This is a genomic window from Bradyrhizobium algeriense, assembly GCF_036924595.1.
Lineage (GTDB): Bacteria > Pseudomonadota > Alphaproteobacteria > Rhizobiales > Xanthobacteraceae > Bradyrhizobium > Bradyrhizobium algeriense.
Genome location: NZ_JAZHRV010000001.1, coordinates 5,145,946 through 5,158,567, shown reverse-complemented (window position 1 = coordinate 5,158,567; position 12,622 = coordinate 5,145,946). Strand labels below are relative to the sequence as shown.

At 59.5% G+C, this 12,622-nt stretch carries 13 protein-coding genes and 2 pseudogenes; 6 read left to right on the top strand and 9 right to left on the bottom strand.

Annotated elements, in window-relative coordinates; all coding sequences use genetic code 11:
* Positions 1–189: 189 nt before the first annotated feature.
* The 4 genes from V1286_RS24915 to V1286_RS24900 all read right to left on the bottom strand — a co-directional run bounded on the left by V1286_RS24915 (position 190) and on the right by V1286_RS24900 (position 4,606).
* On the bottom strand, positions 190–507 hold the full coding sequence (locus V1286_RS24915) for a hypothetical protein (RefSeq protein ID WP_334483883.1): 318 nt from the start codon (positions 505–507) through the stop codon (positions 190–192).
* A 240-nt stretch (positions 508–747) separates the two neighbouring features.
* A complete protein-coding gene (gene rpoH / locus V1286_RS24910) occupies positions 748–1,653 on the bottom strand; it encodes an RNA polymerase sigma factor RpoH (protein WP_334483881.1) in 906 nt (301 codons plus the stop codon).
* 802 nt (positions 1,654–2,455) lie between these two features.
* Positions 2,456–2,743: an SPW repeat domain-containing protein gene (locus V1286_RS24905; RefSeq protein ID WP_334483878.1), complete on the bottom strand. Its 288-nt coding sequence runs from the start codon at positions 2,741–2,743 to the stop codon at positions 2,456–2,458.
* Between the two features lie 678 nt (positions 2,744–3,421).
* Positions 3,422–4,606 carry an MFS transporter gene (locus V1286_RS24900; protein WP_334483876.1) on the bottom strand — a complete coding sequence of 395 codons (1,185 nt, stop codon included), beginning with the start codon at positions 4,604–4,606 and terminating at the stop codon, positions 3,422–3,424.
* Between the two features lie 449 nt (positions 4,607–5,055).
* On the opposite strand from V1286_RS24900, the gene V1286_RS24895 reads away from it, so the two are divergent.
* The 3 genes from V1286_RS24895 (at position 5,056) to V1286_RS24885 (ending at position 6,895) form a co-directional block, all read left to right on the top strand.
* On the top strand, positions 5,056–6,114 hold the full coding sequence (locus tag V1286_RS24895; protein ID WP_334483873.1) for a glycosyltransferase family 4 protein: 1,059 nt from the start codon (positions 5,056–5,058) through the stop codon (positions 6,112–6,114).
* A gap of 146 nt (positions 6,115–6,260) precedes the next feature.
* Entirely contained in the window at positions 6,261–6,383 is a 123-nt protein-coding gene (locus tag V1286_RS24890; protein ID WP_334483870.1) for a hypothetical protein, read from the top strand.
* A 248-nt stretch (positions 6,384–6,631) separates the two neighbouring features.
* Positions 6,632–6,895, top strand: a complete 264-nt coding sequence (locus V1286_RS24885) for a hypothetical protein (RefSeq protein ID WP_334483867.1) — start codon at positions 6,632–6,634, stop codon at positions 6,893–6,895.
* Positions 6,896–7,131: 236 nt separating this feature from the next.
* Here V1286_RS24885 and V1286_RS24880 read toward each other — a convergent pair whose 3' ends face one another.
* Both V1286_RS24880 and V1286_RS24875 read right to left on the bottom strand, forming a co-directional pair.
* The gene (locus tag V1286_RS24880) at positions 7,132–7,431 is read right to left on the bottom strand and encodes a hypothetical protein (protein ID WP_334483864.1); all 300 of its coding nucleotides are present in this window, start codon (positions 7,429–7,431) and stop codon (positions 7,132–7,134) included.
* Between the two features lie 1,612 nt (positions 7,432–9,043).
* Positions 9,044–9,352: a response regulator transcription factor gene (locus tag V1286_RS24875; protein WP_334483862.1), complete on the bottom strand. Its 309-nt coding sequence runs from the start codon at positions 9,350–9,352 to the stop codon at positions 9,044–9,046.
* A gap of 237 nt (positions 9,353–9,589) precedes the next feature.
* On the opposite strand from V1286_RS24875, the gene V1286_RS24870 reads away from it, so the two are divergent.
* The gene (locus V1286_RS24870) at positions 9,590–9,748 is read left to right on the top strand and encodes a hypothetical protein (protein WP_334483859.1); all 159 of its coding nucleotides are present in this window, start codon (positions 9,590–9,592) and stop codon (positions 9,746–9,748) included.
* Between the two features lie 640 nt (positions 9,749–10,388).
* Positions 10,389–10,562, top strand: a pseudogene (locus tag V1286_RS24865) (ATP dependent DNA ligase); the annotation flags it as partial.
* Positions 10,563–10,989: 427 nt separating this feature from the next.
* On the opposite strand, the gene V1286_RS24860 reads toward V1286_RS24865, so the two are convergent.
* Positions 10,990–11,190, bottom strand: a complete 201-nt coding sequence (locus tag V1286_RS24860) for a hypothetical protein (protein ID WP_334483856.1) — start codon at positions 11,188–11,190, stop codon at positions 10,990–10,992.
* A 225-nt stretch (positions 11,191–11,415) separates the two neighbouring features.
* The gene (locus tag V1286_RS24855; protein WP_334483853.1) at positions 11,416–11,598 is read right to left on the bottom strand and encodes a hypothetical protein; all 183 of its coding nucleotides are present in this window, start codon (positions 11,596–11,598) and stop codon (positions 11,416–11,418) included.
* 490 nt (positions 11,599–12,088) lie between these two features.
* Between V1286_RS24855 and V1286_RS24850 the strand changes: the two are divergent.
* Positions 12,089–12,264: pseudogene (locus V1286_RS24850) on the top strand (IS630 family transposase); the annotation flags it as partial.
* Between the two features lie 12 nt (positions 12,265–12,276).
* Here the strand turns inward: V1286_RS24850 and V1286_RS24845 are convergent.
* Positions 12,277–12,456, bottom strand: a complete 180-nt coding sequence (locus V1286_RS24845; protein ID WP_334483851.1) for a hypothetical protein — start codon at positions 12,454–12,456, stop codon at positions 12,277–12,279.
* Between the last annotated feature and the right edge of the window lie 166 nt (positions 12,457–12,622).

The following is a 12,622-nucleotide window of genomic DNA, read 5'->3' as shown; positions in this document are numbered from 1 at the left end:
CGCCCGGACCGCTTGTCGCGGCACGCAAGAAATTAGAAAATGCCAATCGAATTTCAAGAGGGGGCGGCAGGAGTCCAGTTGCGCAAACCGCATGTTCTGTTAGCGGCCTGGAGGAGGATCCCGAACTCCGAATGTGGCGCGACCATCGAACCACCGCCGCCGAAAGCGGCGGTGGTTGGCTTGCGCTTTCTATTTAACTCCCGTCCCTGCCAACAACTGCTTGGTGTTAAAGACGTCGTTATTGGCAAACGCCGAGTCTTTCGGGATCGCCGGGACAACGAAACTGGGCGGCAACAGGGTGTCCACTCTTGGTCCCTTCGTCTCCCAGTCAAAGTTCATCCACGGCATCGTCTCAAGATGGGGGATCGGCAGGAGCGGAAGCTTCTCCGGAAATTTCGACGCTGCTTGCCGGGCCCCGTCATTGCTGAACGCGCTCTCGCTCGCAAGGCCTGTGGTGGGAGCCATGAGAGCGCCCGCCAGCACAAATACCAACAGTCTTTTCATCATGTCATCCTCCGTAAAAGTTCGTCGGGCTCGTCATTGTGGTTGCGGACTCGCCCGCTGGCCGCCGAACGCACCACCAAAGAAAACGTTCCTTGGGCTGCGCCCGGTCATGCTGCGTAGGCGATTCCTTCCTCTTGGTGCGGAAAGCGGCTATCGGGGGCCACATCCGTCGTCGCCACCCGATGGCCGTGGCGTCGATCCGCATGATCGATCTTTCGAAGGCTAAGAGCGGTACAGCTCCGGCTACTTACCGCCGGCGCCGCGCCCGTAACTCCGCATCGCAGCCTGCACCTTTTGAAAAGCCCGCTGCTCGATCTGGCGGACGCGTTCGCGGGATACACCGTGTTCCGCAGCCAGCTCTTCAAGGGTCGGAGGCTCGTCCGTCAGCCAGCGCGCGGTGAGGATTCGACGTTCGCGGGGGTTAAGCGTCGCGATGGCGCTCTTCAGGACCTGATGAAGATAAGCGGTCTCCTGCTGATCGGCGAACGTTGTTTCCTGGGTTGGTGTGGGATCAACAAGCCAATCCAATACGTCGCCGGCTTTATCCTCGTCGTGGTGGACCGGTGCATTCAACGACACGTCGCCCTGCAAACGCCGATTCATATCGACCACGTCTCGTTCAGCAACCTTAAGACGCTCGGCAATGAGGGGGGCCTGGTCCGGCCGCAAATCGCCGTCTTGGAACGCCGAGATCGCGCTCTTGGCCTTCCGCAGTTTGAAAAACAATTTCTTCTGGGTGGCGCTGGCGGCGACCTTCACATGGGACCAGGATCGAAGGATGTACTCCTGGATCGTGGCCCGGATCCACCACATCGCATAGGTGGCGAGGCGGACACCCCGGTCCGGATCGAACCGCTTAACGGCCTGCATCAGGCCCATGTTGCCTTCGGAGACGAGGTCGGCGATCGGAAGGCCGTAGCCGCGATAGCGCATTGCTATCTTGGCGACCAGCCTAAGGTGGCTAGTAACCAGTTGAAATGCGGCGTCGCGATCCCGATACTCGCGCCAGCGCCTTGCGTAGGCGAGTTCTGCCTCTGGTGTGAGGATCGGAAATTTGCGGATTTCGGCGAGATATCTCGACAATCCGGCGTCGACAGACGGAGGCGTCAGAGCGGATCGCCGCAGGGGAGTGATGTCGTAAGTCCTCATAGCCAAATCCTCCAAGGAGCAAGATGGGTACGAGCAGGCGGCGGACACCTCCGGGCGCCCGTCTCGCCGGGCCCCGAGGGCGCCCGGACCGCTTACCGCGGCAGGCAAAAAAACGAGCAAATGGCCGTTTGGTTTCAAGAGGGTAACCGAGATTTTCCGCGGCGTATGCGCGCTGGAAATCATTCAACTCGGCCGTGCAAGCCATCGCCGTTTCACTAAGTGGATCGACCGACCGTGTTGCGATGGCAGCTTGATCGGTTCAACCCGTGAGGGCTGGTCTCGGGCCGGGTAACGAAATGAGGAGGCAGAAGCAATGTTCTTCGAGCGCTCCGAAATCGGAAAGCTGGTCGGGATGACAGGCTGCCTTCTGCGCATGCTGTTCATTCTGGCAATTGTCATAACGGGTGCGCCAGCACCTTTGCAGTAGTCGCATAACGGCGGCTGCGGGCCCTTGGCTGGAGCCACCAACGCAAGCGGCCCTTCCACCAAAGGGCTGGATAACGGGCAGCCCAAGCCGAAGGGTGCCGGTCGGATGCCAAGGGGCCGGGGTTCATTCCATGGAAGACCCACACGAACTGGCTTTAGCCATGCTTGGACTAGCGCTTACTGCCGTGATGCTCGTCGCAGGCGCGCTTTATCTCATCTCGACGCCGAGCCCTGAACCGACGTTTCCTGCACCCGTTCCTGGTAGTGTGCTCTAATTGCCAAGCGCGGGCGCCATGCGCAGGCCCGACCCCGTTGCATCGCAAAAACTGCGGGATGCGGGCCGGGTCTAGCAGCCCGCATCCTCATCGCGACATCCTTATCGTTGGGCACCGACCCGCTGCTGCGACGTCTGATGCACAGCACGGCGACGATCAGCCGATGCCGATAGTGGACGCATCGCGCTGTCGTCCGAGCCGAGAAACTCAGCAGGCGAGACCAGAAACCACACCCCGAGCAGGAGATTGATCCATACCTCCCACTCGGCGAGTTTCGCGAGCGCTGCGGTCGCCACTGCGCCGATGACAATGCCGCTCACCCACGCGTTCGGCGCCGCAACATGGTCGGATGCAAATCCCAACACCCATAGCGTCACGTCGGGCAGCAATCCTGCGTCGCCTCTGCATGACCTTGCACGAAAAAATTGAGGCCCTGTCGTTTGGCATAGGCGACCGCTGCCTGGGCAGAAGTCCAATTCGATCTGGGACAGGTTGTCCGTCCCCGCCGGTCCATCCCATCAGGGGGTCGACGAAAGGGGCTGTGCACGGCTCGAAACGGAGCTTCCAACGCCGCGTGTTGGCTTTCCCGGAAGTCATTGCCGATTGCGCAGGCCGGTAGATCGCCGCCATTGCATGCGCGGAAGCTCGTTGAGCAAACGGCACGGTATTGCGGGGCGGGATACTGTCCTCGCCCTTATGCTGCAGCATGCCATCGCGGACGTCGGGAGGGTGATCGGGCCCCATACTCGATCGCCATAGCCGGTTCAGGCACATCCTCCGTCGAGCAACATGGATACAGGGGTGCCGCACTCCGTGGGTGTCCCACCAATTCCAATGTCAGGCCGAAAGAGCCTGCAAAAATTACGAAACGCGGATCTGTATCCATCGGCGCGATCGCGCGCTCTCAAAGCACTCCCGACGCCAAGCCTAGAGTTTCCGGCGGCGCACCACAGGGCTCGTGCGCACTGACCAGAGTTCTCCGCAAGTTCCGACTTCTCTATCCCACACCGTACATACTCCACGAAGCCGGCACCCTGAGGGCTCGCAGAGACGGTTGCGCGGGATGATCAAAGAACGCCGACAGAACGATTCCGTTCGTCAGCAAAACCAAGCCACGCAAGCGGGAGTGCGACAGCACATAGAAGGGCCATCGGAAGAAAGGCCGCCCCTCCAAACTTTGCGTAGAGAATCCCCGACAACAGGGTCAGCACGGCAGTCAAGCAACCTGAGCCAAACGCGTAAATGGATTGGCCGGTTCCCGCCAGACGGGCGGGTACCAGCGTCTGCATCACGCGCATCGAGGCGAGATGAAGCAGGGCAAAGGTAAAGCCGTGCAGCGGCTGGATAATTGAAAGCGCCAACACGGAGGTCGTAACGCCGGCCACAGACCACCGCACAATGCCGGCCGCGGCAGCCAGAACGGCGGCCCCCCAGGCCCCGAGCCGGTGGAGTAGAACTGGGCCGACCAGAAAGAACACCACAACTTCCGCAGCCACGGCTTCCGACCAGAGGATGCTTATGGTCCAAGGCTCGATCCCGGCAGCACTCCACCAAATGACGGCGAACGCGTCGTGCGTCGCATGGCTGCCATAGACGGAGGATGTAACCAGTATCATCGTCCGAAAGCGTGGGATCCGAAGGAGCTCACCGAGCTCGCCGATCACAGAAGATCCGCGGGTGAGTGGTGAAGAGGGGGGCGTGACAGGTGGTAACAATGCAGTTGAGGGGGCCGCTACGACGAGAAACGATAAATTCATCCAGATGATAGGCGTAACATCGGTTCGGCTGATGAGCTGCCCGGCCGTCAGTGTGCCAAATATGAACGCCAATGATGCCGAGCCCCGTATCCAGCCGTACTCAAATTCCTTCCCGGCCAACCGCGGTCTTGCCGCGTTGACCGATAATGCGTCAGCCAGAGAAGTCGTGGGAGCCAGAGAAGCGGCTTGGAGCACAGCTATGAAAAGCAGCAACGCGAAGGAATGCGCCCACAATAAAGCGGCGGCCGATGCAGCGGCCAATGCAGTACAAACTGCGAGAGCAAAGCGCAACGAACCTGCTCGATCTGCAAGCATCCCAACCATTGGTCCGGCCAGAAGACGCGTTACCATCGCGGCAGCGAGCACAATGCCAATCTCCTGCGGGCTTAGGCCTCTCATTTCGAAAAATCTTGGCCAAAACGGCGACGCTACGCCGAAGGCAGCGTACAACGCGGCATAAAGAAGGATGTAGGCGACCGGTGCACTAATGCGCACGGCTCAAATGCCTGAAGTGATTTTCGGCAGTCGGACGTATGTGTCGGTCGAAGCGAGCAGACTGGACTTTTCCCGAAGGTGCGTTTTTGTTCAGCTTAGAACTGCCGAAAGGTGTCGGCGCATGACCGCATCGCTTGCGGGCGGCCCAGACGAGCCATGGTTGCGAAAGGAAGGCCGATTGGTCGCGGCCGCATTCTACAGAACCATCTGAATTAGAACTCGCTGGCGCTCCGCCCATCAACTACGAACTCTTGGGCCCCACCGTTCGGGCCGACCTGCTTCTTGGCCCAACGTTTGTTCCGGGTGACTTGTTCCCACACCATGCGGGTGACTCCAATGCCTGCGGCACCGGTGGTTCCTCGGGAAGAATCGGCAACTGCGTTAGGAACACTCGCTACGTCTTCTTGGTTCTCGCATGGTCACCAAGCAAAAGGTCGAGATCAGCTGTCATGCGGATTGCCCAGATCGCGCCGTTGGCCGAGAGCGTTCCTCCCAGGCTTTACGGCGGGATGGAGAGGGTGGTTGCCTGGCTGGTAGACGAGCTCGTCAGCCTGGGCCACGAGGTGACCTTGTTCGCCAGCGGAGACTCCCGCACGCGCGGGAAGCTGCATCCGGTCTGGCCCCGCGCACTCCGCCTGGGCAGACCCGCCGCCGATCCCGCAGCCGCTTGCACCGCTCTGCTTGAGGCGATCGCGCAAAGGGTCGAAGATTTCGACGTCGTGCACTCGCATATCGATTGGCTGCATTTGCCGCTGCTCAGCCGCCTCGGCGTGCCCTTCGTCACTACGATGCACGGACGGCTCGATCTGCCTGGGCTGGCGGATGTGGTCCGCCAGTTTTCCGACGCCCCTTTCGTCTCGATATCCGACAATCAACGCCTGCCTCTGGCCGGGGCGAATTGGCGCGGTACGGTCCATCATGGTCTTCCCACCGACCTACTCCGCCCTTCGTACGAACAAGGGTCCTATCTTGCCTTCCTGGGGCGCCTGACGGCCGAGAAAGGGCCGGAAAGCGCAATCCGCATCGCGGCCAAGCTGCCTCGCGGCGAAAGGCGCTATTTCAAGGAGCGGCTCGAACCGCAAATCGACGGCACGCAGATCAGGCTCATCGGCGAAGTGAATGACAAGGCGAAACAGCCGTTTTTGGCGGGAGCCGCTGCGCTGCTCTTTCCCATCGATTGGCCCGAACCGTTCAGCCTGGTCATGATTGAAGCGATGGCATGCGGCACGCCCGTCATCGCTTTTCGCTCCGGCTCGGTCCCGGAGGTCATCGACGAAGACGTTACCGTTTTCGTGGTCGATGACGAAGAGCAAGCTATTCAAGCCGTCAAACGGCTGAGGGAACTCGATCGCAAGCGCGTGCGCGATCGGTTCGAGGAACGCTTCACGGCAGGACGGATGGCCGCAGATTACGTCTTGCATTACCAATCGGTGGTGAACGGCGGCTCCGCAGAATACCGCAGACAAGGGTTACCTGCGGGTGAGGAGAGGGCAACCCCTGCCTCCTGACGATGGAATGGAAACGGCTTCAGGTACGTGCACTTCGGCCGGACCGGCAACGTCGATCTTCGGGTCAATACAAGCCGGTCGCCCGGAACATCGGTATCGTGGACGGTCCTTTCGAGTATTTGACGACGGCCGGAGTAAGGCTTCCGTTGCCGTTTACTACTCGGATGACCGTGGTGCGGCTCGGCAACGGCGACCTGTTCATCCATTCCCCCATCGCATTCGAGCCTGCGCTCGCTGACCGCCTGCAGGCGATGGGCACAGTCCGCTAGCTCGTATCGCCGAACCAGTTCCATTACGCACACATTGGCGAGTGGTCGCGTGCATTTCCGGGGGCGGTTGCCTGGGCCTCTCCGCGCGCACGCAAGCGTGCCCGCTCGCGGGGCATCGATGTGCATTTCGATAGAGACATCGGCATCGAACCGCCGGAGGAATGGCGCGCCGAAATTGATCAAACCGCGTTCCCGGAGGAATTTTCGGGGAGATTGTTTTCTTCCACAAGGAGTCGAAAACCCTCATATTGGCTGACACCATCATAAACCTTGAGCTTGACATGATCAGGCAGCCATGGCGGTTCGCCGCCAAGCTGACCGGAATGTACTATCCGCGCGGCCAAATATTCTTCGGCATGCGGTTGCCGCTTCTTTTGCAGAAACGAAAGACGCGAGCGGCGGTCCAAAAAATGCTGTCATGGCAGCCAGAACGCATCATTCTCAGCCACGGGCGCTGGTTCGATTCGAACGCCAGTGAGACTCTGCAACGCACGTTCGGATGGGCACTCTAGCCCATTGCGCTTCGCTCGAATGAGAATGTCAAACTTGGTCACTAGCCTGAATTTCCGCTCCGGGTCAAAATGCGACTTGGCGGGGACGGCAGCTCTTGGCGCAAAGCGGCCGTTCGGCAAAATGTTGATGTCCGAAATGTGCCAGAAGCCGGGCGATCAGCGTGGTTCGCCAGAGAATGCCTGCCGTAGTGCTGACAGCCGGAGGCGTCGTAGCTGCAAGTTTGTACCAATCAAAGCTAAAAGAGATCGTCGTCGATATCCACGAGATAGACAATGTCGATGCCGTCGGACGGCTTAGCGGCTTCTGCAGCTTCCCGGTAAACTGCCGCCTCGTCCGGGTGTGCCAGTCTAACTCTGAAAATAGACATCGTGTCGCATAATGGAACGTCGTTGGATTTCAGCGCCGTCAGATCGGCGCGAAACCATTGTTGTTCGCAAATGTCTTCGACCTCGCTGTACTTCTTTGCCTGCAAGGCAAGTGTCGGCCTACCGTCGATCTCTATCGTAAAGATCGAGAGTGAGAGCCTGCCGTTCATTTCGCCTGCTTCATCGCATGACCTGTAGCTCTTAGCTCGCTTGCGGCGCGGCGATCGCCGAATCTGGTTTGTCGTGGTTCTCCTCGATGTCCCGCAGAGTCTCTGCCAGGCGCGCTAGAATCTAAAGGGGGCGCCTCTCAGCGACCCCTCTGCCGGCAAAATTGATTCGGAATGAAAAGCAGCCCCGGCGACAGCCACTATAGATTTTTCCACAGCCGCTTGGGATTCCGTATGAGCACGGTGTTCCAGCAGGAACCTAACGGCTTCAGCTATCCTGCCACAATAAACTGACCCACTACCCAAAGGCCCTCGGCGGCGTTGCGGACAATCCATGAATTGTCACCGCTAGGCGACCCAGGCGCCGCTGGCTTCGACGGTTGGCCGCCTGGTTCTTGAACTACCAGCGAGCTATTGCCGCCCTGGACAGGTAGACCGCAGCGCGCCGCCTCCGCCGCAGCCGCAGGCATGATCGCCTTCCCAGGGCCGCTCCGTGTGGTTCTCGCAGACCCAGCCCGTGTCCTCGCAGCGGAAGCAGGTCATTCGGTCGGCCGCTGAGAGCTGCTGAATACGGTAATGCTGCGTCCCGAGTTTGATGCTCCAGGCAGCACAGGTGACCGCTCCAGCGAGGCAAAGGGTCACCACGATCCAGCCTCGTGTCCTCCTGAGCACAGAGTCGTCCATCAAGATCACTTTGAGGATCAGGATCGCAAGAATAAGCGGCCCCCAAACCCATCGTCGCCGCTATCGCGAGCCACTCAATCAGCGCTGGCCAGCCGTGTTTAAGTCTCATTCTACCGCGTTGGGGTCTCGCGTCCATTCGTCTCAAAGCCGACCCGCTGCCATCTTGGAGGACCGAAAAACGACATCGGGTAAGGCTGGCCTTGCGCTGCGCCAGGGCACAGGTGTAGCCTGCAGGTTCCATCGGGTTAGGTGCGATGCGGCGACTACTGCCATCGAAGTCCTGTCCGAAGTGCGGTGGCCCGCTCCATCGAGAACGCTGATTGCTGGGTGCGCTCTACGTCTGCGAAAGATGCGATCGTGGCGATCCGACGGACACCGCGGACCCTTGGATCAATGGCGAGCTGAAGCCGCCAGCCTCGGTCAAGCAAACGGATCCGTGCCGGCCTGGGTGAGCTTCATCCAATTGCGCGGTTGTCCGCAAAAAATCGGAAGCAAACCTTATGTCCGAGAGAAGAGAACTGTATCGTAGTCCGGATGGAGATGCATGGTTCTTGGGGCGCGAACCGACCAACGGAAATGCGTTCATTATCCATCAGCCAAATGCGCCATCTGGTGGTCGACTGTCTCACATTGAGATAGGCGAATTCCTGCGGAGCGGCGTGAAAGGACCTGAGCACCAAGCCCTGTTACGTTTGATCGGTACGCTCGTCGAGGTGCCACCATATGCCTAGCGGTCGCAGACGTCCTTCATAGCGCAGCCGTCCTCTCTTCCTTGTCCGCGCCGCGCATGACGATCTGCAGCGCGTCGTCCAGCAAAGGCCGTTGCAGCGCCTTCACCTCGTCCCACGGCGCGCGCAGCCAGACATCTACACATTGACTAAGCCGTGGAGCGGACGTGACGACCCGCGCGTTCTTGTTTTGGCTGCGCCGACTAAGCCACAGCTTTCGAGATGGCATTCAGTAAGACATGCTGCGCGAACGGCTTGCGCAAATAGGCGATGCACCCGACGTGCATCACCTCGTTGCGCGTGGCCTCGTCGTCGTTTGCAGTCATGAAGATGACGGGCCACTTCGATCCCGATGCCGCAAGCCGGCGCTGTAGCTCAATTCCCGAAATTCCCCCGAGGTGAATATCAACCAGCAAGCAGCTTGCCGTCTGCACGCTGTCGCTCTCAAGCAACGCCTCCGCCGAGGCGAACGTACGGCTCTCGATGCCGTGGTGCGCTAACAGCCGCGCCACGCTCTTCCCTTTAGGCGTAGATGGCCCCAAGGGGGTCGGCCAACCGTTGATTTGGATCAATGGCACTCAAACTACTATTGACCCGCAACGGGTAGGTGGGGAATCCCGGTCAAGAGCAATAGGCCGCCGCGTCTCGTGGCCTTCTAGGCGAAGCCGCGATCGGAAGCCGGCCAAGGAACTGTTTTGGCAATTGCCGATTGAATGGGTCCGCCAACGCTTACGAGGAGGGGTACTGCCATGCACCTTCACACATACCGGGACGAAAGCCGCTCCTGGCATCTTGACCTGATCGGTGGACGCGGGCATCCCTGGTCAATCGATCTGGTCATAGTAATAGCTTCGGGGATCATGTTGATCGGCCTCGCCTGCGCCTTCGCGGCATTGCTGATCCGATAGCCTACGGCACCGCCGCGCCCCCGGGCATCGTGCCTCGCGCGGCGGCTGGGCGCGGAAAAAATTTATGACGGCCGCGTATGTGGCAAGGCGCCCTCGATCACGAAAATAGAAAGACGCCGATTAGCAAACCTGCTGCGAATGCCCACAGGCCTAATGTGCAAGCTGATACAACGCGGACGAGGTTCCGGAGGTCGTCCTGCGGGATCTCGTGGGATCGATGCGTCATTGCAGCCGCACCCCTGCGGTGGCCGCTGGCCCGTTACGAGGGCCGTCACGCTCCTCCCCATACGTGCCCAAAAGAAGGCAATAGATGATCACGGGGGATCACGATTTGCACCAGACCAGGTGGGATATCCCCGACCCCCTTCGAATGTATACGCATTTCAAGTTATGGCCATTAAGGCGTTCTCGACACTGGATGCGAGAAGTCCTTTATTTGCAGGCACAACTCGCAATTTATCGCTGGCGCCGTCGGAAATGCTACGTCACTTGTGCCCATTTACCGAGCCGACGAGGTGATCGAAAACTGTCGATTGCTGCAGTGCATGAGTCCGGTTATGGCACATCGCGTCATTCCGCTGCGGTGCGGAATTTGGTCGTTATCGGCGCATAGCAGGCATGGATCATGCCGAACAAATCGCTGCGCAAGCAGTTGAAGCCGCTGATCCGTAAGACGCAGCCTTACACCAAACGGATCGCGCACAAGGGCATCTGGGTCGAGCCGGAGTTGCTAGTCGAGATTGAGTACCGTGCGAAATCGGCAGAGGGCGAGGTGCGGCACCCGTTTTTCAAGGGCATCCGAGAAGACTTATGAACTGGGGACACATCGTCCGAAACTTTGCCATCGCGATTGGCATCACATTCGTCACGGCGGTTGGCATCTTCCTTGCGATACGATTTCTCCAGTCGGTGCTATAGGCGCAAGCGCGCACCTGCGAGGCTGCTTGGCTTTTATTATTGCCTTTCGGTGGGAGCGACCGCGGGCGGCGGTGAGAGTTCTTCAGTGGGCGTAGCACCCCTAAGTTCTGATGCACCAACACAGTCGCCCCCCCAAATCTTGGTGCCCTTGACAGTCCCTACCAGTTTGCATCCCATTGGCGCACTCGGCTTCGCTTGAACAGCCGGCTTCCCGCCGACCGGTGGCTTCTTTGCCGGGGGAGCACCTTGAGCAACAGCGGCACCACTAACCGAGATTGCAGTGAACACTAAAGCAGCTCTTGCGGCAGTACTTCTGCTAATGGTCATCGATCTTCTCCATCTAAATACTGCTTGAAGCGTTGCTTCTGGATGGCGCGCTCGATGGCTTTTTCCGCGTTACCAATCGCCTCGTCCCGCGTGCCGCCATACCCGGATATCTTGGTCCCGGAGACGGTTGCTGCCCACTTCCAATGGCGGCGTACAATGCCCTGCACAACGGAGTATTCGATCCCGCGATATAGCATCGCGATTGCCTTTGTGTGTCGTCGCCTTTGTAGACGTTGCTGGCGAGCGAGATTGAACACACGGCCCCACGCCCTCTCGGGGCATTAGTGTTGAGGCGGGTGCGTGCGACTGTGGCCTGCAAACGAAACAATCCTACGGATACAGTTGTTCCCAAAACACCGGTAGCGTTGCCGACGACCAGCAAATGGCGTTGCCTGCTGGGACAGCCCCTAGAGGCGGCGGCCTTATTTCGTTATGGGCGGACGGGTAGCGATCACTGCCTCAATGTCGCGGGCCATGCCCCTCAGATCGACAGCCAATCTTAAGAACAGCTCACGCTTGTGAATATCGGTGGCCAGCCTGCCGATGAGTTCGCAATCTTCGGCCTCGATCCGTAGCTTTTCTAACTTGGCTTTGAGGTCCTGCACGGTGTGCCCCCCGTTCAAATCCTCGTCTTGCTTCCCGGCACGCGGGAGCCACCAAAACCTAAATCAGGGCTCTGCATTTTTCAAACTGGGCTACCGACGTCGGAAGCAGGCCAGTACGCGCTCACTAAGGCGGCCTTTACTTGAGCAGCATAAAGAAGGCCGCGACCACGACGGCCAACCAGACCAGCGTTAGTAGGATGAGAACGGTGTCACGGCTCATCGCTACAGGTTAGGCCGGTGGCTGGGTGACTGTTACTGCCCTTAGGGGACGGTCGCGGCGCCACCGCCTCAGCTCTCAAAAGGAAACGGGCCCCAGCCTGAAGGAACGGGCCAGCGGGAATTTCGGGAACAAGTGGCAATGTTCCGGAATTATGCTGACGTCTGGAGGACACCCGGACGTGTGGATAGGGCGGAACCCGGAGAGTGGTTTGCCCGGGCCCCTGACATCTGCCAACAGGCAACATCAACCGTCGCGACTGCGACGTCCGTTCACTCGCCGAACCTGAACCCAATCGACAGGTTTTCGTCAAGTTCAAGCACTTGTTGCGCAAGGCCGCCGCGCGCTCGGCCGAAACCATCTGCGTCATAATCGGCGAAATCCTCCGAGCATTTACGCCCACCGAATGCGCCAACTATTTCCGAAACTCACGCTATGCCCAATCCTAAAAGCATCATGCTCTAGTCTTCGTCCAGCTCGCGCACGACCGGCGGCTTGTCGCCGCGCTCCTCTTCGTCCTCTTCCTCTTCGTCCTCTTCGTCTTCATTAGGATCTCGGGGCGGCATCGTGTTGCCCATGACCACGAAAGGACTCCTGTCGATCCACCTAGTGGAAAATTCCTCGGGGATGTGTGGGGTCATGTTGTTGCTCCTTGGGTGTGGTTCTGCTCCGGTTTCCGCATGAGGGTTAGCGCCGCACCGTTTGCGGGGCATGCCAGCGGTGGTCCGTCTGCGGCGTCTCATGTCCGTGATGCCGAGCTAAGAGGCGGTCATCTCGGTCACGCCGCCAAAGTCGATGACCTCCAAC

Excerpts from the sequence above, each read along its gene's own strand:
- V1286_RS24870 (WP_334483859.1), top strand. The coding sequence starts at position 9,590 with ATGCACCTTCACACATACCGGGACGAAAGCCGCTCCTGGCATCTTGAC.
- V1286_RS24860 (WP_334483856.1), bottom strand. The coding sequence starts at position 11,190 with ATGCTATATCGCGGGATCGAATACTCCGTTGTGCAGGGCATTGTACGC.
- V1286_RS24845 (WP_334483851.1), bottom strand. The coding sequence starts at position 12,456 with ATGACCCCACACATCCCCGAGGAATTTTCCACTAGGTGGATCGACAGG.
- rpoH (WP_334483881.1), bottom strand. The coding sequence starts at position 1,653 with ATGAGGACTTACGACATCACTCCCCTGCGGCGATCCGCTCTGACGCCT.
- V1286_RS24880 (WP_334483864.1), bottom strand. The coding sequence starts at position 7,431 with ATGAACGGCAGGCTCTCACTCTCGATCTTTACGATAGAGATCGACGGT.
- V1286_RS24915 (WP_334483883.1), bottom strand. The coding sequence starts at position 507 with ATGATGAAAAGACTGTTGGTATTTGTGCTGGCGGGCGCTCTCATGGCT.
- V1286_RS24895 (WP_334483873.1), top strand. The coding sequence starts at position 5,056 with ATGCGGATTGCCCAGATCGCGCCGTTGGCCGAGAGCGTTCCTCCCAGG.